General features: G+C 35.2%; 16 protein-coding genes. 7 read left to right on the top strand and 9 right to left on the bottom strand.

Annotated elements, in window-relative coordinates; genetic code table 11:
* Position 1 precedes the first annotated feature (1 nt).
* Positions 2-523 (bottom strand): DUF1440 domain-containing protein, encoded by a 522-nt coding sequence (locus C6H08_RS02815; RefSeq protein ID WP_034580190.1) that lies wholly within the window; start codon positions 521-523, stop codon positions 2-4.
* 118 nt (positions 524-641) lie between these two features.
* Here C6H08_RS02815 and sppA point away from each other — a divergent pair, with 118 nt between their 5' ends.
* The 4 genes from sppA to C6H08_RS02795 all read left to right on the top strand — a co-directional run bounded on the left by sppA (position 642) and on the right by C6H08_RS02795 (position 3,754).
* Positions 642-1,526, top strand: a complete 885-nt coding sequence (gene sppA, locus C6H08_RS02810; RefSeq protein WP_080745697.1) for a signal peptide peptidase SppA — start codon at positions 642-644, stop codon at positions 1,524-1,526.
* 204 nt (positions 1,527-1,730) lie between these two features.
* The gene (gene bioD, locus C6H08_RS02805) at positions 1,731-2,357 is read left to right on the top strand and encodes an ATP-dependent dethiobiotin synthetase BioD (protein WP_034565834.1); all 627 of its coding nucleotides are present in this window, start codon (positions 1,731-1,733) and stop codon (positions 2,355-2,357) included.
* A gap of 104 nt (positions 2,358-2,461) precedes the next feature.
* A complete protein-coding gene (locus C6H08_RS02800) occupies positions 2,462-3,172 on the top strand; it encodes a uroporphyrinogen-III synthase (RefSeq protein ID WP_034565833.1) in 711 nt (236 codons plus the stop codon).
* A 15-nt stretch (positions 3,173-3,187) separates the two neighbouring features.
* Positions 3,188-3,754 carry an RDD family protein gene (locus C6H08_RS02795; RefSeq protein ID WP_034565832.1) on the top strand — a complete coding sequence of 189 codons (567 nt, stop codon included), beginning with the start codon at positions 3,188-3,190 and terminating at the stop codon, positions 3,752-3,754.
* A gap of 279 nt (positions 3,755-4,033) precedes the next feature.
* On the opposite strand, the gene C6H08_RS02790 is transcribed toward C6H08_RS02795, so the two are convergent.
* Positions 4,034-5,494, bottom strand: a complete 1,461-nt coding sequence (locus C6H08_RS02790; RefSeq protein ID WP_034580189.1) for an OprD family porin — start codon at positions 5,492-5,494, stop codon at positions 4,034-4,036.
* Positions 5,495-5,826: 332 nt separating this feature from the next.
* Between C6H08_RS02790 and C6H08_RS02785 the strand changes: the two genes are divergently transcribed.
* Both C6H08_RS02785 and C6H08_RS02780 read left to right on the top strand, forming a co-directional pair.
* Positions 5,827-7,536 carry an ATP-binding protein gene (locus tag C6H08_RS02785; protein WP_034564145.1) on the top strand — a complete coding sequence of 570 codons (1,710 nt, stop codon included), beginning with the start codon at positions 5,827-5,829 and terminating at the stop codon, positions 7,534-7,536.
* 11 nt (positions 7,537-7,547) lie between these two features.
* Positions 7,548-8,177 carry an META domain-containing protein gene (locus C6H08_RS02780; protein WP_034564143.1) on the top strand — a complete coding sequence of 210 codons (630 nt, stop codon included), beginning with the start codon at positions 7,548-7,550 and terminating at the stop codon, positions 8,175-8,177.
* Between the two features lie 630 nt (positions 8,178-8,807).
* On the opposite strand, the gene C6H08_RS02775 is transcribed toward C6H08_RS02780, so the two are convergent.
* The 7 genes from C6H08_RS02775 to mltG form a co-directional block, all read right to left on the bottom strand.
* Complete coding sequence (locus C6H08_RS02775) at positions 8,808-9,362, bottom strand: 2-oxoacid:acceptor oxidoreductase family protein (protein WP_034564141.1); 555 nt, start codon at positions 9,360-9,362, stop codon at positions 8,808-8,810.
* A complete protein-coding gene (locus tag C6H08_RS02770; RefSeq protein WP_004087010.1) occupies positions 9,362-10,192 on the bottom strand; it encodes a 2-oxoglutarate ferredoxin oxidoreductase subunit beta in 831 nt (276 codons plus the stop codon). The genes C6H08_RS02775 and C6H08_RS02770 overlap by 1 nt, the downstream gene beginning before the upstream one ends.
* Before the next feature lie 21 nt (positions 10,193-10,213).
* Positions 10,214-11,344, bottom strand: a complete 1,131-nt coding sequence (locus C6H08_RS02765; RefSeq protein WP_034564139.1) for a 2-oxoglutarate synthase subunit alpha — start codon at positions 11,342-11,344, stop codon at positions 10,214-10,216.
* Positions 11,337-11,669 carry a 4Fe-4S dicluster domain-containing protein gene (locus C6H08_RS02760; RefSeq protein ID WP_004087013.1) on the bottom strand — a complete coding sequence of 111 codons (333 nt, stop codon included), beginning with the start codon at positions 11,667-11,669 and terminating at the stop codon, positions 11,337-11,339. Before C6H08_RS02760 ends, C6H08_RS02765 begins: the two co-directional genes overlap by 8 nt.
* A gap of 185 nt (positions 11,670-11,854) precedes the next feature.
* Positions 11,855-12,745: a succinate--CoA ligase subunit alpha gene (sucD, locus tag C6H08_RS02755; protein ID WP_004087015.1), complete on the bottom strand. Its 891-nt coding sequence runs from the start codon at positions 12,743-12,745 to the stop codon at positions 11,855-11,857.
* A 31-nt stretch (positions 12,746-12,776) separates the two neighbouring features.
* Positions 12,777-13,940, bottom strand: a complete 1,164-nt coding sequence (gene sucC / locus C6H08_RS02750; RefSeq protein ID WP_034564136.1) for an ADP-forming succinate--CoA ligase subunit beta — start codon at positions 13,938-13,940, stop codon at positions 12,777-12,779.
* Positions 13,941-14,105: 165 nt separating this feature from the next.
* On the bottom strand, positions 14,106-15,017 hold the full coding sequence (gene mltG, locus C6H08_RS02745) for an endolytic transglycosylase MltG (protein ID WP_080732182.1): 912 nt from the start codon (positions 15,015-15,017) through the stop codon (positions 14,106-14,108).
* A gap of 19 nt (positions 15,018-15,036) precedes the next feature.
* Between mltG and C6H08_RS02740 the strand changes: the two genes are divergently transcribed.
* The gene (locus C6H08_RS02740) at positions 15,037-19,467 is read left to right on the top strand and encodes a YhdP family protein (protein WP_104686093.1); all 4,431 of its coding nucleotides are present in this window, start codon (positions 15,037-15,039) and stop codon (positions 19,465-19,467) included.
* The last annotated feature ends 161 nt before the right edge of the window (positions 19,468-19,628 follow it).

The following is a 19,628-nucleotide window of genomic DNA, read 5'->3' as shown; positions in this document are numbered from 1 at the left end:
ACTAGAATGGATCTCTTTCATGTGTGATTCTATTACGCAAATCCCTTCTTGTAAGCTCGATAATCCATATCCACAATAAAGATTCTATAAAGCTACATACATAATAGCTAAACATAGAATCTATTTTTACAAATCCGCACAAAGGTAGAAATAAAACATACACACATAGCCACAACATAATGCCATAAAAGATTCCATGTGCAAATTTTAGCTTTTGCCAAAATTCCGCAAATAAAATATAAAACAAGCTAAAAAAAATCGAAAATAAAAACTGCCATAAAAGATAAACCACACTCCATTCGTAGCCATCACTAAACACATATTTCAAACTAAGTAGATTTAAATCAATACATAATAACTGCAATATATACTCTGCATTAGAATCTAAGGGCATTTGTAAAGACAGGGGGAATAGCACCTCCCAGCCAATCCTTACAACACTCCCAATACTCCCTACAATCACGCCGATAAAAAGGCTTATCCATACGCGATACATCTTACTAAGATTTGTATAAACCTGCATACTATTCCTTGCATATCTACTTTTTGCAATTATACACAAATACTTCAAGTAGCACCCAACAAAGCCATTATTGAAAATAGAGTATAATACTAGCCCTATATTTATACAAAGGATTATTATGCAAATATTTCATGTGCTATGGAAGGGCATTAAGGGTATCTTTGATTTTATTAATACTTATTTTAAGGTTGTGGTATTGCTTCTTATTGTGCTTTTTTTAGCCGCCCTTGCAAGTGATGACGAGATAGAATCTAAACCAAATCTAGCAAAACTTTATCTAAACTTCCCTATTTATGAGAGTGAAAGCTTTGCCGCACAAATAGAATCTATTAAGAAAAATGATGATATTAAAGGGGTTTTACTGCTTATAGATTCACCGGGTGGGGCTGTTGGGGCGAGTATTGAAATAGCAGATATGATAAAAGAACTGAATGAAAAAATTCCCGTTGTTGCTTATACGCAATCGCTTATGGCAAGTGGTAGCTATTATGCGGGAATGTATGCACATAGCATTTATGCAAATCGTGGTGCATTAGTGGGGTCTATCGGTGTAATCTTTAGTGCGCCAAACTTTGAAGAAGTGATGGATAAAATAGGCATAAAAATGCAAGGTGTGAGTGCTGGTGAATATAAAGAGATAGGCTCAATCACGCGTAAATGGAAAAGCACAGAAAAAGAGTTTATAAACAATCTCACACAAGAGCAATATCAAATGTTTTATAGTGATGTGATCGCCGCAAGGGGTGAAAGACTAAAGACTAAAAATCATCTAGATTTTGCTGAAGGCAAGATCTTTAGTGCAAATAATGCCTTAAAACTTGGCTTAATAGATGGTGTAAATAGCATGAGTGAAGTAGAAAAAATATTACAGAATCTAAGTGGGGTAGAAGAAATCGTATGGCTAAAAAAAGATAAAATGGAAGTATTGCTTGATAAACTTACAGATAGCATAGCAGCAAAGGTGCAAATGTTTGCCATGCCAAAATTTATGTGGGGTGTGTAAGACAGCAATATGATGTGCTGCAACCGCAATCTAAATTGGAATAAAGTTTTTTTTTGCGTTAATGTGGTGCATGCTCAACAATCGCAATCTACCCTAAACCTAAATTTTTTTACATTTATGTCTAGACATAGCAATCTGTTTATATGTTTTAGAGAATATTTGCTACACTCCCATGTGAGAATACTTCAAAGTTAAAGGGATGGTATGCAAATTTATATAAGTGGGATACATACTGATGCTGGTAAAACACATGTGAGTGCTGCTTTTTGTGCGAGTTTTAACTACGCATATTTTAAGCTTATACAAGCGGGCATACCAAGAGATTGTGAAGTCGTGCAGCGTTTTAGCCCGAATACAGAAATTTTGGGTGAGGGTGTTTGTCTTAAAACACCGGCTTCACCGCATATTGCTAAATTGCATGAGAATGTGCAATATAAGGGCTTAGATATTGCATTACCAACAAGGGATAATGTGGTAATTGAGCTTGCAGGTGGCTTATTTTCCCCACTTGATGAGTATAGTTGTATGTTAGATTATATGCAAAATCACAAGCGACCAACGATTTTAGTTGGTAAATATTATCTTGGGGCAATAAATCATATTATATTAAGCATTAATGCCTTGAAACAGCGTGATATAGAGATTCTCTGCCTTGTTATGAATGGTGTTATTGACTTGAATGTTGATAAGTTTATTTATGAATATACAGGCATTAATATTATACATTTAGATACATTTGATACTACGGACTTCACACAAAGGATTCTAAACTTTAAACATGCTATGCAGCCTTATATTGTAGGGAATGGTTTGCTAACAAATGGCTTTTAAGAATGCATAAATTCTCTCCATTTTTATCAATATATGATGAGAATTTATTGCAACATTACAAAATATCTCCGATATTTAAGAAAATTGCATAACTTAGGATAGAGATGATTTATATTCTTAAAACTGATACAGAGATACCAGACATAGATAAAAGGCTATTAAACAATGTGTCTATATTAAACCTTCTAAATGTTAGAATCTTACCTTTTAGCATAACCAAGAAAGATTTAGAATCTATTGACTATATTTTGCTGACTTCAAAAAATGCGATCAAGGCGATAGCTCAACATGAATATGCGGCTTTGTTTTTAGAAAAAAGTGCGATTGTGATTGGCAAACGCACGAAAGAAGCATGGATTAAAGCTGGAGGTAATGTGCTATTTTGCCCGGAAAAATCCTGTGATGGTATAACCCTTGCAAACCTGGCTTCAAGCTATGTGAAAGATAAGCATATCCTTTATTTATGCGGCAAAGATAAAGCAAACGATATGGCTAGTCTATTAGAAAATCAATGTAAAATAACTACAATAAATGTTTATGAAAGTTATGAAAATACTAATATAACAAAATGTATGTTTGATGATGAAAGCATATTTATCTTTGGTTCACCTAAACATTATAGGACATTTTTAGAGCATTATACATGGAATCCAACATGGTTTGCAATCTCACTTGGCGATACGACTTATGCAAGCTTTGCAGATGATATAAGAAAGCTGAATGCAAAGGGTGATTTTATCAAGGCATTGAAAGTCGCACAGGCTATGCGTAATGACACGCCTATGCAAGATAATGCGGACTTAAAAGATTCTTAACTAAAGATTTATATAATGAAAAAAGCAAGAAAAAAGCATACAAATAAATTCCTTGATGGAAGTCAATCGCGTGAAAAAAATAAGATAAATGCTACAAAATTACACAATATTCACAACAAAACTTCAAAATACAACTTTTTATCCGCTCGTCTCAAAGCCTTTATTACTGATATGTTTTTACTCAATATGCCTATACTCTACATTACCACATATATATTTTTGCAAGGCAAAGAGGATTTTTTACAGAATCAAATCGCAATTTTTTTATGTGAGGGATTATATTGCTTTTTACTCTTTTTGTTCTTTGTGATAAAGGGGCAAACTCCCGGTTTTCGCTATGCAGAGGTTATGCTGTGTTCTGATTCTAGTGTGAGTGATAAAGATTCTGGTGTAGAAAATGAGACAGAAAAGCCGCCAAAGGCATGGCAGGCATTTGTATTTATTGTTGTATGGCTAATTGAGCTTTGTTTCTTTTTATGGATATTTGCTTTTATGCGTAAGGATAAAAAGACACTGCATGAGATAGTATCAAAAACTCATATTATATATAAACCAAATCCTGCAAGAAAAGCTATGCAATAAAATCTTTTTTAGTTTCTGTGTTAGATATTTTGTAATAATAGAGTATCGTATTCACATTTAGATTCTATTTAGATTGACAAATGTTGCGTTTGTTCTAAGCAAATAAGAGTTACAAAAGTAAATGAAATACAGCAAAGTAAATTTTAGTTAAAGTGGAGATGAAGTTTTATCTTAGTATCACAAAGTAACTTTTGCAAGATTTTATACACAAGTAACCTTGCGTATAAAACAAACAAAATTGCAATAAATCGCTTATACTTTATAATTTTTAGCTATGTATTAAAACACATAATTCACTTGGAATCTAAATCGTCCAAATTGCGGATCCCCAAACGCATAACCATAGGCTGCAAGCATATTGATACTATCTGTAAATTTATAGGTAGCACTCAATGCAACATCAAGGAAGCTCGCAGCTTTGATATGATTGCTGGCATTATATAAGTTATCTGAAACATTGTTGAGATTTGTGCCAGTTGTAGAACCTTTCTTTAAATAAAAGAAATGCGAGGCATCAACATAAGCTACATCAAGGGCTGCACCGAATCTTTTATAGCCGATTTCAGCTTTTAGGTAAGGCACAATGATAGAAGAGTTTTTAAAGCCACCTACGCCTAAGATTCCAAAGCCATTTGCCTCAGCCCCAGAGTAGCTATTCCACAAATGTCCGCCGAGCTTTAATCCACCTGTATTATCAATAAGTGTGCCAAAGCCATCGCCAAAGCTACCAGCAAGACCTGCTGATGCACCAAAGAAGCCTACAACTTTTTCTGCCTCATCTTCTTCAGTGTTTGCTTGAGTAAAGTTATATTTATAATCAACGCGGATATTATACATACCACGATTTTTGGCATACCAATCCTGATTATTAGATACACTGTTTCCACCAAATAGCCCTATAAGACTTTTTGATCCACCATACATATATGGTCTATCAGCCATTGAAGTATATGACACCTGCCCTGTAAAAGTTAGGCTTTGATTTCCAAAATTTGCAGTATAAGCAATATCGCCAAACACCATAGCATTTACCCATCGATGAATCCCACCATACCAAAGATTATAGGATAATCCTGTCTCTTTTGTAAAATCAGCACCACTCTTTATATACGCCATAAACATATTGTTGCCGATACCAGCCCCCTTAGCATCAATGCCCTGTAAAGATATATAAATATCATCACCCATCCAGCTATCCCACCATTGAAAACCAAAATTCATAGCACTCAAATCGTTATTTTCCGCAAAAACGCCGAGTGCTCTATCTAAATTATTATCATTAAAAGGCGTCCCCGGACTTCTTTGCCCTAGTCTTACAATCGTTTTTGTATTTAGCGTTTCTTTACCATCAAGGGTAACATAGAAATCTCCAGTATTAAATCTATCCACAAGAGAATCTATGGTTTGCCCCCTAGAGCCACCTATATCATTATCCGCCGTGTTGCTATCGGGAGTGCTAGAACCTTTTGAGAAAAAGAGACCAGCAGACGCACTCACACCATAAATAGCCCCTGAAGTAATCGTAGGCTTAAAGCGAAACTGATACCTAACACCCTCCCCATCTCTTCCATCAACAGCATGCACACGACCAAACGCAAAACCATCAATACTTGCGTTATTAATCACATCAGATAACTTTGCTGCCTCTAGGCTAGTAAAGCTACTTGCCGCTAACAGACTACCTGCTACCACAATGCTACCTGAATGACAGCTAAAGAATTTGCTTCCTTGATTTTTCATATAAATCCTTTAAAGTGAGATTAGCTTATGTTTCATAGCTTTTTTGACTTTACAAAAAAAATGCTGAAAAGGCAATAACATAACGAGAAAATGTAGAAAAATATCAAAATGTAAATATAGTGATTTAGTAATGTATATTTTAGAAACATTAATATTGTGAGTTGGCAAAAGTTTTGAGTAATAATATTTTTAAACAATTTTTAATTGTGATACTCTTAAGGTATGCATATTTAGCATTATGACTTACAAAATAATCTCGCATTAGTTATTTTAGATATAAACATGATAGAATCTAAGCGAAAAAATAGCGATGAGATAGAAAAAGGTTGTTTGTGCGATTTTTGATTGATTTTTGTTCTGTAGATTCCATAGAAAAAAGCTTAGTTTTTCCACTGCTTAATTGCTCTAAGCATGAGGCTTCAATCCTGCGTGAAGTTGTGGTTTCATATATGAGTGGGGAAAATGAGATTGACATTCAAACATTTTTAGAGCAGAAATATTATGCAAAAGGCTTTGAGATATTGCCGTATTTGAAAGAGTTTTCACATTTAATAAAGCTTGGTTGGTTAGCCACACAGGATAGATTCTCACAAGAAAGATGTGAGAGTGTGCTAGAGCTGCGTAATGCAGTCATTAGTGTCAGCCCTAATCTTTTAAAGCTTTTAGAGCATGGTCGTTTGTTTAATAGCGATATTAAAGATACTATTTATAATAACTCACTTGAATATTTGCAAGATGAGTGGAAGAGACTGCAACTCATGCGTCAATACAATAAGATTCAATCTGTGCTTAATACAAACTTATCACAATCTTGTGATAACTACATCAATAACACATTAGCAAATATCATTAACACGAATGCAACAAAAAATACAAAGAAAATAAAAATACAGCAATACTTTAAAAAGCATCATTTAAATTACCATGAAAAGCTGATTTTTATCTCTCTCACACAAGCTCAATATAATGGTGAATTTGGGCTATCGTTAAAAGAGATTGTCTCACTTGGCAAAAATGAAGAAGAAAAGATCATTTTGCAAAACTTACTTGCAAGCAATGCAAAGCTACTTAAAAGTGGCATTGTCACTTGTTTTGAATCTTTTGGGGATTTTTCATTTATGGAGCAAGAGTTTTGCATACCACAGCATATTTTTAATAATCTTATGTGTGATAAATCTAGTCAAAATGCAAACCTTGAAGATGAGGTCGCAAAGAGTGAGATATTTGACATTATCACGCCAAAAAAGGGCTTAGATTCTGTAATCTTACAGGATAGTGTAAGAGAGTATTTTGATACTTTATTGCAACATTTAAATCCTAAAGTGCATAAACTCTTGCATAAATGGGATATTAAAGAACATGCTGATATAGATTCTAAAATCCTATTATATGGGGCTAGTGGCACGGGGAAAACTTCTAGTGCGTATGGACTTGCTAAGGATTTGGGACAAAAGATTCTCTATCTTGATTGCTCAAAAGTGTTATCAATGTATGTTGGTGAGAGTGAAAAAAATGTGCGTAGAATCTTTGATGAATATCACGCTATAACCATGACAACAAAAGAAAAGCCTATTTTATTGCTTGATGAAGCAGATCAGTTGCTAGGATCACGCAATGATATAGCAGGCAGCACGAGTCGCATGTATCATCAAATGCAAAATATATTTTTAGAGCAAATTGAGAAATTTTGTGGAATCTTGATTGCTACTACAAATCTTGTTGATAGTCTTGATTCTGCATTTTCAAGAAGATTTCATTATAAAATTTGTTTTAATATGCCAGATATTGCAATGCGTGAAAAAATTTGGTTCTTACATTTCCCAAAACATGCGGATTTTAAGGATAAAAAAGAGCATATTGCAAAGGAATTAAGCAAATTTAATCTTAGTGGTGGGCAGATAAAAATTATCACTTCAAATACTTGCTATAAAGTCGCAACAAGAAAAGATTTGACATTTAGTTTAGATGATTTTATAGCAGAGGTAGAAAAAGAGCAAAATAGTGCTTTTGGTGATTCTAAAAAAATGGGCTTTAAACGATAATAAGGGATTCTATGCAAAAAATTATAAAAACGATATATTTTTTTACTCTATTATTCATTGTGTGTAGCGTTAGTGGTTGCTTTTTATTTGGAATGAAGGGCATTTTTGAAGGGAGTAATTATCAGATTGTAAAGCTTGAAATTGATAATAAGGTTGTCCTAAGTCCGCAAGAGCTTGCCTATCAAGCAAGAGAACAAATACAAAGCAATCCAAATGCACATTTTACAAACACCTACGATTCTACTACGCAAAGGCGATCAAGTAGGATTGATGATTTAAATGCAAGTTTTGAGCAATTGCGACAAAGAAATCAAGACGATGAAAATGATGATGAAAGCACACCTGCTACAACACTTGCGAATATTGCTTTAAAAGCAACTTTTAATCTTGATAGATCGCAAGATATGTTATATGGAAAGGCTGGGTGTAATGACTACACAGCAAAGTTTTTTTGGCAAGATAGCACAAAAATCGTTATTTCTGGAGCAGCAAGCACAAGAAAGCCATGCAGCCCAAAAGAAGTAGCAAACTTTCAAAATACATTGATACGCAACCTTGATGGAATCTATGTAGTAACAAAACTAAAAAATAGAAAAGGCTATGTGCTAAACAATGGGCGAATGCGAATTTATATAAAATAGCTGATTTGGGTCATATTGGATAAAGAATCTTATTGTATGCATATTTATTTTTGTGTTTTATGTCTCACATGAAATTTGCAAATAAGTGCGATATTGCATCTATAAAATGAAATTACATGGTTTTCTATCTGTTTGTCAATTAAGAATGCTTGTGGGGATTCTGTATGCTTTACTTGTAATACTCTAAGGGTATGGCTTTAAGAAATTTATGTTTCTAGTCTGTTGATATGGGGTCTCAATGTTGTGTAGATAACATGAAATATAACAGAGCAATCCCCTATATATCCTAGAATCTGAGATAAGATTGTCTTATTCATAGATTGCCAAAAAATGGGGGTCGCCCTTTCATTCATTTCTCATCATTGTAAAAAAAGATCAATTGCTTTGTAGTCTGCCCTATTGTGATAATGATCCCTATCTGCTTTATTCCTAGAGTATCTAGCCTATGGAAAGGCTGTAAAATACTGCCTTAAAATTTTTAAAAACTTAACATAAAAGCGTTGTGTTGCAAGTGAAGTAACAAAGGAATTTCAGTTTCTGTGCGATATAGAATCTCGGTTTCTAAGCCCTTTATTCTAAAACCTTAAAAACAAAAAGATTCCATGATGAATAGCAGCTAATTTGTCCTTATTACTTATTTAAACATTCAAGCGCATATTTTTTGCCGAGTTCATAAGCCTTTTTATTGACATCTGCGACTTTTGTAGGCACTTTGCTAAGCATGGTTTCAATTACTAAGTCTTCTGGGACACAATTTGTAAAAGTAACGGTTGCAGCTAGTGCTACAACACTTTGTGTTACTACATTGCCTACTTCTTCTTTTGCGATTGTAATGATTGGAATCTCATAGATTCTAAATCTTTTTCTATCTTCATCAGTGGGCTTTACAAGATTTGGCTCCAATACGACAATGCCCTGCTCTTTTATACCAGACTTATAAATATCATAACTCATCTGCGCAACAGATAGCATAAAATCGATATTGCCATCCATTGCATAAGGATAGAGAATCTCCTCCTTATCTAGCAAAATATCAACCTTTGTAGGACCGCCTCTCACTTGGCTTGTATAAGTGGAAGCTTTAACACCATAGCCACCGCCTCTAATCTTAGCTTCCGCTAGAATCTCACCTGCTAAAAGGACACCCTGCCCACCAACGCCTGTAAATCGTAATTGATGTTCCATTAATGTCCTCCTTTTTTAGCGGTTACTTTTGCTTTATATGCAGCATAAGCTTCACAATACTCTTCTGTTTCTGTATCATGCTTTAAAATGCCTGTTGGGAATTTCCCTTTCTTTTCCTCTTCGCTTAACTCATCATATTTGCGTTTTGGCAAGATTCTAGAATCAAGCCATTTAAGCATATCAGTAGCCTCTATCATTTTATTTTTTCTACCAAGGTTCACATGGCAGTTTGAGTTAATATCAAAGAGACTAAAGCCTTTGTGTTTAAAGCCCTCAATTAGCACTTTTTCAAGCTTTTTAGGGTCTAAAATACTCTCTCTTGCTACAAAAGTCGCCCCTGCTGCCGCACCCAACTCGCAAATATCAAATTGATTATCAATGTTGCCTCCGGGTGCTGTAACAGTCCAAAAGCCTTTTGGCGTTGTCGGCGAAGTCTGTGAGTTTGTCAAGCCATAGATAAAGTTATTCACAATAATATGATTAATATCAATATTTCTGCGGCATGCGTGTATAGTGTGATTCCCACCGATTGCTAAGCTATCGCCATCACCGCTTACTACGATTACATGCTTATCTGGATTTGCAAGCTTTATACCCGTTGCATAAGCTAGAGTTCTACCATGTGTTGTATGTACTGTGTTGCAATTCACATAAGAACTCATACGACCACTACAGCCAATCCCACTCACTAAACACACATCGTCCATATTCCAACCCACTGCATCAATAGCGCGTATAATACTTTTCAAAATCACACCATCGCCACAGCCCCAACACCAAAGTGTCGGCATTTTTTCTACGCGTAAATATTCATCATAATTAAAAGCCATATTTCTTCCTTTATCGCTAATCTACTTCATAGAACGCAATTTTTCAATCACTTCATTTGGTGCAATAGTTCGTCCATTTGCACGACCCATAAACTCTACTCTTCGCCCAAGTATGCGTTCGACTTCCTCTCTATATTGCCCTTTATTTAACTCTACCATGAGAATCTTTTTGAATCTCTCGCCTATTTTCTTAAGCTCTTTTTCCGGGCTAGGCCAGATTGTGATAGGGCGGAATAAACCAGCTTTAATCTCATTAGTCTGACGCAATTCATGCAAGGCTTCTTTAATACCTAAAGTAGCACTACCATAAGATATGATCGCAATATCTGCATCTTCTAGATAAAGCTCTTCATTATTACTTAGATAGTCTGCCCTGCTTTCTACTTTGTTGAATAATCTATCAATAAGGGCTTGTCCTTCAGCTGCATTCTCTGTTGGGAATCCAATCGCACCATGATGCAAACCTGTGATATGATAGCGATAGCCTTTAAAGAAAGGATTTAGCACCGCAGGTTCATCTGGTCCTACACCATAGGGTTTATAATCTTTTGGATCGCCATTAAACTGCTTTCGTACCTTATTGTTTTTTTGCACTTCTTCTAATGTTGGAATCTGTGTTTTACCATACATATGTCCTAAAGTCTCATCAAGTAGTAAGAATACAGGCTGCATAAACTCTTCTGCAAGATTAAAAGCACGCACACTTTGCGTATAGGCTTCCTCTAGTGTCCCGGGAGCCAATGCAATGGATTTATAATCGCCATGTGTTGGGTGCTTTGCAAAGGCTACATCGCCCTGCCCTACCCTTGTTGGCATACCAGTAGATGGACCAAGTCTCATAACATTTACAATAACGAGTGGAATCTCTGCCATATAACCTAAACCGATTTGCTCAGCTTTAAGAGAAATGCCCGGACCAGAGCTTCCAGTCATAGCTTTTACACCACTCATAGACGCACCAAGTGCTACCGATATACCACTAATCTCATCTTCCATTTGGATAAAATTACCACCATGATGGGGCAGTAAATGTGCCATTTCGTGCATAACATCAGAGCTAGGTGTAATAGGATATCCACCATAGAACTTACAACCTGCATCAATTGCACCCATTGCAACAAGCTCATTTCCACCTGTAATTACTTCACGCATTATTTGCACCCTCCTCAATCGCCATAAATCTATTTGCTTTTATTTTTTCTGCTCTCTCTTGTGCAGCCTTATCTGTTTTTGCAAATTTAAATTGTTTCCTATCGGCAACAGTGATAGCAAAATCTGGACAATGCAACTCACACTCCATGCAACCAATACAGCTTTGTGGATACATAACTTTTACAATCTTGCCTAACACTTTATGTGCATCAAGCTGCATGGCTAATACACCGGCAGGACATCGCGATACGCAAATATCACAAGCTTTGCAGCGTTTTTCATTGACCCACACAGGCGTGTTTTCAGGCATTAAAACATCTGACATATTTAGTTCTCCTTATTGATATTTTGAACTTTTGGGTTAGTTTAAAACTTTGACTAGATTCTATATCTATGGATTGTATATAGAATCTAAAATTAAAATTGTGCTAATCTATAAAATCATATAGCATATTGATAGCTACAAACTATTTTGTTTGCAGCATAAAAACATAGCAATATATAATCTTACTATTTGATACCTTTATCAGCTAAAAGCTTTTTCATTGTTTCGCCAATAACTGCTGGGCTTTCTGCTACCATAACACCTGCTGCACGCAATGCCTCTTGCTTCTCTGCGGCTGTGCCTTTACCACCGCTTACAATCGCACCTGCATGTCCCATTCTCTTGCCTTTTGGAGCTGTAGCCCCAGAGATAAATGCTACTACCGGCTTTTTAATCTGCTCTTTAATTAAAGCTGCAGCATCAATTTCTAAGCTTCCGCCAATCTCACCTACCATAACAATTGCTTTTGTTTCTGGGTCTGCTTCAAACATAGGTAATATTTGCTTATAGCTTAAACCAATGATAGGGTCGCCACCAATACCTACTGCAGTTGAGATTCCTAAACCTTGTGTTACAAGCTGATTAGCACTCTCATAAGTTAGCGTCCCACTTTTTGAGATAAGCCCAATATTCGTGCTAGATTTTTTGAAAATATAGCCCGGCATAATACCGATTTTACACTCATCGCTTGTGATAATGCCCGGACAATTTGGTCCTATCATATCCATGCCTTGCTTCTTCGCATACATTTTTGCAAACATAATATCTTTTGTAGGCGCACCTTCTGTAATTACAACTGCGAGTTTAATGCCCCCTGCTGCTGCCTCAATAATCGCATCAGCAACAAATGCTGGTGGCACAAATATCATACTCACAGTAGCCCCAGTCTTTGCTACGGCTTCTTTAACAGTGTTAAATACAGGTTTGCCTAAATGCTCACTGCCACCCTTATTTGGTGTAACACCGCCTACAATCTGCGTGCCATACGCCATGCACTGCTCACTATGGAAGCTCCCTTCCTTTCCTGTAAAACCTTGAACGATTACCTTTGTGTTTTTATTTACGAGAATACTCATCTTTCTATCCTTATATGATTTTAACTTTTGCTTACTTTGCTGCTGCAACTACTTTTTGTGCGCCATCTTTCAAGTTCTCTGCTGCGATTAGATTCTTAATACCAGCACCTTTTAGAATCTCTTTCGCCTTTTCTGCATTTGTGCCATCAAGTCGCACAACAACAGGCACTTCCACACTTGTAAGCTTTGTAGCCTCAATGATTCCATTTGCAACTCTATCACATTGCACGATACCACCAAAAATATTCACAAAAATAGCTTTTACATTCTTGTCTTTTAGGATAATCTCAAAGCCTTTTGCAACCGTTGTAGGATTTGCACCGCCGCCTACATCAAGGAAGTTTGCAGGTTGTCCACCCTCGTACTTAATAATATCCATAGTAGCCATTGCAAGTCCAGCTCCATTTACCATACAGCCTACATTGCCCTCTAGTTTTACATAGCTAAGATTGCTCTCACTTGCTTCGATTTCACTAGGCTCTTCTTCTGTGAAATCTCGCATAGCTACAATATCACTATGTCGATACAATGCGTTATTATCAAATCCAAGTTTTGCATCAAGTGCTAAAAAGCTACCATCACCTGTGAGAATCATAGGGTTAATTTCAACTTGCTCTGCATCTTCATTAATAAATACTTCATAAAGTGCTTTTGCAAACTTACTAAATGGCTTTTGTTGCTCTTTTGTAAGTCCTAAGCCAAGTGCTAATTCAAGTGCATGAAAAGATCTAAAACCTATAGTAGGATCAACTGCTACTTTAATAATCTTTTCTGGACTTCTCTCTGCAACTTCCTCAATCTCCATGCCACCTTCTGTGGAAGCAATGAAAATTGGCATTTCAAGCCCTCTATCAAGCACAACAGCAATATAAAATTCTTTCTTAATATCTAAGCCCTCTTCAATATATACACGCCCTACTTTTTTACCTGATGGTCCTGTTTGGTGTGTTACCAAAGTCATACCAAGCATAGAATCTGTAAGCGTTGCCACTTCATCTAAACTTTTTGCAAGTTTTACACCACCTGCCTTACCGCGTCCGCCTGCGTGTATTTGTGCTTTCACAACCCATACGCCACCGCCTAGCTCGTTAGCAATAGCCTTTGCTTCATAGCCATTATTAGCCACTCTACCGCGTGGTGTTGCTACACCATATTTTCTTAAAACCTGTTTTCCTTGATACTCATGTATATTCATGTTATGCTCCTATTTTTCACGAAGGAATTACAAAGTGAAACACAGGATAGCACATCAAAGTGTTTTGTGTAGTGCTAGGCTTGTTGCGTTTCGCTTTGGTTAGCAAATTTTCTTACAAATTCACTTAAAAAAAGTTAAAATGTGATAAAAAATCACAAAATTTACTCAAAGTGTTAATTTCTTTACCTTTTTTATATTTTTGAGATGTTCTCCATAGGTTGCGCTAAAGTCGTGTGTGCCGTTTTTATTACGCATAAAATAGAGATAATCTGTCTTTGCTGGATTTATTGCCGCTTTAATTGCATCAATGCTTACACTACCGCTTGGTGTATGTGGTATCCCGCTATATTTGTAGGTATTAAACTCACTTAAATCATTGCGTATCCTATCTGGTGTAATGCGAGTATGAGAGTATTTGCCATAGTTGAGAGAGCCATCCATTTGCAAGGGCATATTTTTTGCAATACGATTATCTATAACGCTTGAGACAATTGGCATTTCAGCAACATTTGCTGCTTCCTTTTGTATGATGGACGCTTTTGCTACGATTTGAAACCATTGCTTTTGATTATAATAGCCTACAAGCTCATTTGCTAGGCTTTTATGCTTTTCAAGTGATTGATTGATTAAGGTTTGTATAATAAAGTCTGGGTCAGCATGATAGGGCAGACTATAGGTATTTGCTAGTATTACTCCATCGCTATAAGGGGCATATTTATTATAAAGAGATTCTAACTCATTGATATTAAAGTCAAAAGTCTTTGCGATTTGCCTTAAAAAAAAGTAGTTTGTCTCACCCGGTATTAAAGTAACATTTTTCATAGGGGCTTTTGAAGTAGCAAGGGCGTTTAGAAATTTCCCTTTGCTTAAAGTCGTTTGTGGTAATTCTATCCAGCCGCTTTGTGGTCTGCCAATAAGTCGTAAAAAATACGCATCAATCAAGCTTACATTATAACCTTTAGTCTGCAAATGTGTTATAATTCCCTTTGTTGAACCCTTTGGGATAAAAATGATTTTCTCTGAATGCAAAGGGATTGAAAGATAAAAACATATACCAAGCAACAATATTAAACACAATTCAAAGAGTATATTGATAATGCCAGATAAAGAAAATAATGAAAACTTAGCTTGTAATTTAGAAGCAAGCCAAAAAACAAATGAATTAGAGTTAGAAGATTCTAAAGTATTCGATGATGGGGGTGTAGCTACTGCTCCACTACTCCAAGTCAATAAGGTAAATGGCGATGATGAAAGCATAGGCTTAGATTCTAAAGAAAGAGATTTAGAATCTAATGTTTCCCTATCAAGTGAAAACACATTGCGTTTAGATAAAGAGTATAAGAGCTTAGAAACTCGTGATTTAGATTCTAGTATATCGGATTCTACCATACTAGATTTTGTTAGTTTGGATTCTAATGATTTAGATTCCAAAGCAAAAGCCCTATTCCTAGAAGAGAATCTAAACGCACATAAATCGCTTGAAAATGATTTAAACTTGCAAGAAATGAGCCTTGCTTTGCAACAGAGATTAAACACACAAGATACAATGCACTTAAACCACATACACACACCTTATATAGATTTTTCAAGTAACAATCATACACTAAAACAAACAAGACCTTCATTAAAGCAGCCTAGTAGTAATGAAAATATAGCACACTCTAACGACAAAGATTCTATACAAACACAAGATTGCAATAATCTAAACATTGCAAACAATATTCCAAGTAAAAAAGAATCTAGCACAAAACCTGCAATATATACACTAGATGACACTCCACATGACACCGCAGAAAAAAAGGATACTAAAAAGCACAAGAAGAAAACAAAGAAAAAAGGTAATCCACTATTAAGACTTATTATATTTTTTGTAGTGATTCTTAGCGTTACGATTATAGGCTATAAGATTCTAGCAAATGGAATCTCGTTTCAAAACCTAAAGTTTGGCAATATAGCTATACGCAATGCTTTTTTACAGCTACAAAATAAGTTAATACTAGAAATAGATTCCATTGATTTAAGCACGCTTAGCAACAACGAAAGTAAAGAAAATACACAAGAAACAAAGCCATTTAATGAGATCCTGCAAAATACAATACAATACACGCAAAGGACACTTTATATACTAAGCTATTTTGAAAGACTAAACATAAAAGAGCTTGTATTGCCAAATAATCACAAATGGAGTATTGACTACACAGATACAAACTATCGCATACAAGGTGCTTTATTTGACGCAGATTTCGCTATCAATAATAATCACAATAATATACATTTAGACATTAATAAGTTTCAGCTAAAGACACTACCCCTGCATTTTGAAGGGAATCTTAATTTTTCTGTGCCAAAGAAGCAATTATCCTTTAACCTAGAAGCAATAAAAGATGATGATAATAAAAAAATCATGCTTTCAGGCGACACAAATTTTAATGAAATCAATGTAAATGCAAAAAGCAGCCCACTCAATAATCTAGCCATTATAAAACCCTTTATAGATAATATACAAAATCCAAAGCTAAAGAAAACCTTGCAAGACTGGCTATTTAATAACATTAAATACGAAAGATTGCATTTAAGTAATCTAGCTATGCGTATTAACCTAGATGATATAGGCAATACTTTACTACATAACACACAAGCAGAAATCATTGTAGAAAAGCCAGAAGTTACTCTAGCAAAAGGGGTAAAGCCAATCCTTGCAGAACAAGCGGTAATAACTTTTAAGGATACTGATTTAAAGATTACGCCAATAAATGCTACATTTGCAGGTATGAATCTAGCTCAATCAGAAGTGCTTATAGCAAATATGCCTCATAGTGATGTGATTATTGAATTGCATGGAAAAAATGTGCGATTTGATTCTAATCTTGCAAAGCTTTTAGAGCATTATGGTGTTGTGCTACCCATTATGCAGCAATCCCTCGCACAAAATACAAAAAAATCAAAGCAAACAAAAACCAAAACAGAATCAAAAAACACTAAAAAAACATTAGATAGTGCGATAAATACCACAGAAGATGCTGTAACAAAAGCATTGCAAACTAAGCAAACATTAAATACAGAGCAAACCGCACAAACAAATACAAATGAAAAACAAACACAAATAGCAACCAATGAGAATCTCTATGAAAAGATTCTAGAGTTAAACCCACAAACAACACTCACAAATGAACTTTTACATAACCCAAACCTGACTAAATCAAGCACTAAAGAAACTACAAGCATGCACCTACAAATTGCAATACGACATAATAAAAAGATTCCAACGCACCCATTATTCTCACTGCAAGGCATTATCCAAGCCCAAAATACAAGCCTAAAATTATATGATATTCCACTACAAGCCAATAATCTTAACATTGCTCTTGATATTACACCACAACAAAAGCTTGTGTATATCAATGGCGAAAGGGTAAAATGGCAAAGGCTTATAGATGCAAATGTCAATGTCTTGCTTGATATAAACAAGCAAAATATACAAGCAAACACCTATATACACAAAGCCATATTAAATACGCATAATTTGCAGGATTTAAAATTAGCACCAAATAAACCAAGCACACATTTACCCAGCCCAAATAATGAGAATCTTAAGGCAAATAACAATGATTCTAAAATTGCCCTATACACTAAGAATCTATACGACATAAAAAAACAAAAAAAGATAAATCGCCCTACCCCACAAGAAGACCCTAAAGATTCTATACAAAATAATATCACACAAAATAGTGGAATCTATCTTGAAGAAAGTATGCCTTATAGTAATACTCAAAAGATTCTAAAATATTTTGATGAGTATTCAATACAGCAAACAAACATGCAAACACCAAATAACAACATAAGTAGCAACTCGCATAAACTACTCGAAGATGCAAGAAAGCAACAACTACAAAATAAAGAACTCTCCCCAGAAGTGATTAAAGCCCTACCTAAGAAAAACATAAAAGATGATGGAGAGAGAGCAAAAGAAGATGATAAGGTATTGAAAGATTTAAAAAACAATCCTGTATGGAATGACCTAAAAATCCGCAGTAAAAAGACCCAGCCCTTCAAGCAACTAAGCACAAAAGAACTCGCAGAGTTAGCAAAACAAGCCATAGAAAAAGAAAAAGACACATTCATGCTAGACCAAGACTTCTTAAATATCAAAAACGCAAATATCCATTTGAATCTATCTTTTACTAATAATAAAATTGTCCTTGATGTCCCAGCTTTAAGCCTTCATTTAGAAAGTGGTAAAAACTTGCAACTCAATATCGCAAAAATTGAGAATATCTTGCAATTCTCCCCATTAGCCCAATACTATGGCATAACGCATGGGGATTTCAACTTGCAAACTACACCTTATCCAAAAACAAAGCAAGAAAGTTTTAAAAGTATAGATTTTACACTCAATCTCACAAAGCTAAAACACCCTTTATACACTATCAAGCATGAACGCGTTACAGATTTGAATCTAAAAGGGCATTTGCAAGATAACTCTATCGTTGTGCTTGTAAATGATGATATTGACTTTAAAAGTCAAGATTCTCTTAGTATGTTACGCATGAAGGGCTATCGCATTGACATTGATGAAGCAATGCGCTCAAAGATTCCATTCTTCATAGATTTATTTAAAGATAAGCAAAAAGATGCCCTGCCCTACTCTGAAGCAGCGATTTTACAAGAGCTAAAATTCATCGCAATTAAGAATAAATTAAGAAAGCAAATGAATATAAAGCCAACGGATTTTAATATCATCGGGCAGGATTTGCAATTTAGCTTTTTGGGCTATACCGCACCTTTTGATTCTGTAAATATCCGCTTTATTGATAATCGTATCGTAGTCGATGGACAATATGGCAAGGGCATTTTAAATGCTTCACTGATTAAAGACAATGTATATGTAAAGGCAAAAAACTTTAGTGGAGATTTTATCAATATTATTCTAGCTTCTGCAAAAGGTGGTAAAAAAATGCTAAATGGCGGAGCGTTTAGCCTTGATGGAATCTATCGCGGTGGAATCTTGAATGCTTCAATAGAACTTCAAAATACCGCATTAATCGATTTTAAATCAGTCCAAAATATTTTCGCCCTAATCGATACAGTGCCATCTCTCTTTATGTTTAAAGACCCGCATATCTCTGCAAAGGGTTATCAGGTAAATTATGGTAAGGTGATTTTTGCGATTAATAGCGATTATGTCGGCTTACAAAATGTATTTTTACTTGGCAGTTCTATGGATATAAATGGGCAGGGTATTATCGATATTGATACGCAAGAAATGAATGTAAATCTAAACATTTCTACAATTAAAAATCTTAGTAAATTTATCAATAAGATTCCAATCATAGGCTATTTGATATTAGGAAGAGAGGGGCAAATCAGCACAAACCTTATTCTAAGCGGTAAATACTCTGACCCAAAGGTTAATATCACACTTGCTGCTGACATTATCAAAGCACCATTTAATATTTTAAGACGCGTTTTCCCGGTTGAAATGTTAGTGAATAGCTCAAAAGATGAAGAAGAGATGATTCTGTATTAACGATACATGAGAGCAATAAAGTGGTTGCTTCTATACTCTAAGATTTTGCTTATTACTAGGTGTAAAAATACTTTTAGAATCTAATTTCACAATACAATCTTATAAAAAGAAAGGCGATGAGAAAACTTGCGATCTCATAGCCACCGCCATAAATACTCAAG

The organism is Helicobacter bilis (genome assembly GCF_900198365.1).
In the GTDB taxonomy this organism is placed as follows: domain Bacteria; phylum Campylobacterota; class Campylobacteria; order Campylobacterales; family Helicobacteraceae; genus Helicobacter_A; species Helicobacter_A bilis_B.
This window is presented reverse-complemented; position numbering and strand designations above follow the sequence as displayed.

What these genes read in the sequence shown, in the direction of transcription:
- C6H08_RS02790 (WP_034580189.1), bottom strand. Translation starts at nt 5,494, where the DNA reads ATGAAAAATCAAGGAAGCAAATTCTTTAGCTGTCATTCAGGTAGCATT.
- C6H08_RS02800 (WP_034565833.1), top strand. Translation starts at nt 2,462, where the DNA reads ATGATTTATATTCTTAAAACTGATACAGAGATACCAGACATAGATAAA.
- C6H08_RS02775 (WP_034564141.1), bottom strand. Translation starts at nt 9,362, where the DNA reads ATGGAACATCAATTACGATTTACAGGCGTTGGTGGGCAGGGTGTCCTT.
- sucC (WP_034564136.1), bottom strand. Translation starts at nt 13,940, where the DNA reads ATGAATATACATGAGTATCAAGGAAAACAGGTTTTAAGAAAATATGGT.
- C6H08_RS02740 (WP_104686093.1), top strand. Translation starts at nt 15,037, where the DNA reads ATGCCAGATAAAGAAAATAATGAAAACTTAGCTTGTAATTTAGAAGCA.
- C6H08_RS02760 (WP_004087013.1), bottom strand. Translation starts at nt 11,669, where the DNA reads ATGTCAGATGTTTTAATGCCTGAAAACACGCCTGTGTGGGTCAATGAA.
- C6H08_RS02765 (WP_034564139.1), bottom strand. Translation starts at nt 11,344, where the DNA reads ATGCGTGAAGTAATTACAGGTGGAAATGAGCTTGTTGCAATGGGTGCA.
- sppA (WP_080745697.1), top strand. Translation starts at nt 642, where the DNA reads ATGCAAATATTTCATGTGCTATGGAAGGGCATTAAGGGTATCTTTGAT.
- C6H08_RS02780 (WP_034564143.1), top strand. Translation starts at nt 7,548, where the DNA reads ATGCAAAAAATTATAAAAACGATATATTTTTTTACTCTATTATTCATT.
- C6H08_RS02770 (WP_004087010.1), bottom strand. Translation starts at nt 10,192, where the DNA reads ATGGCTTTTAATTATGATGAATATTTACGCGTAGAAAAAATGCCGACA.
- sucD (WP_004087015.1), bottom strand. Translation starts at nt 12,745, where the DNA reads ATGAGTATTCTCGTAAATAAAAACACAAAGGTAATCGTTCAAGGTTTT.
- bioD (WP_034565834.1), top strand. Translation starts at nt 1,731, where the DNA reads ATGCAAATTTATATAAGTGGGATACATACTGATGCTGGTAAAACACAT.
- C6H08_RS02815 (WP_034580190.1), bottom strand. Translation starts at nt 523, where the DNA reads ATGCAGGTTTATACAAATCTTAGTAAGATGTATCGCGTATGGATAAGC.
- C6H08_RS02795 (WP_034565832.1), top strand. Translation starts at nt 3,188, where the DNA reads ATGAAAAAAGCAAGAAAAAAGCATACAAATAAATTCCTTGATGGAAGT.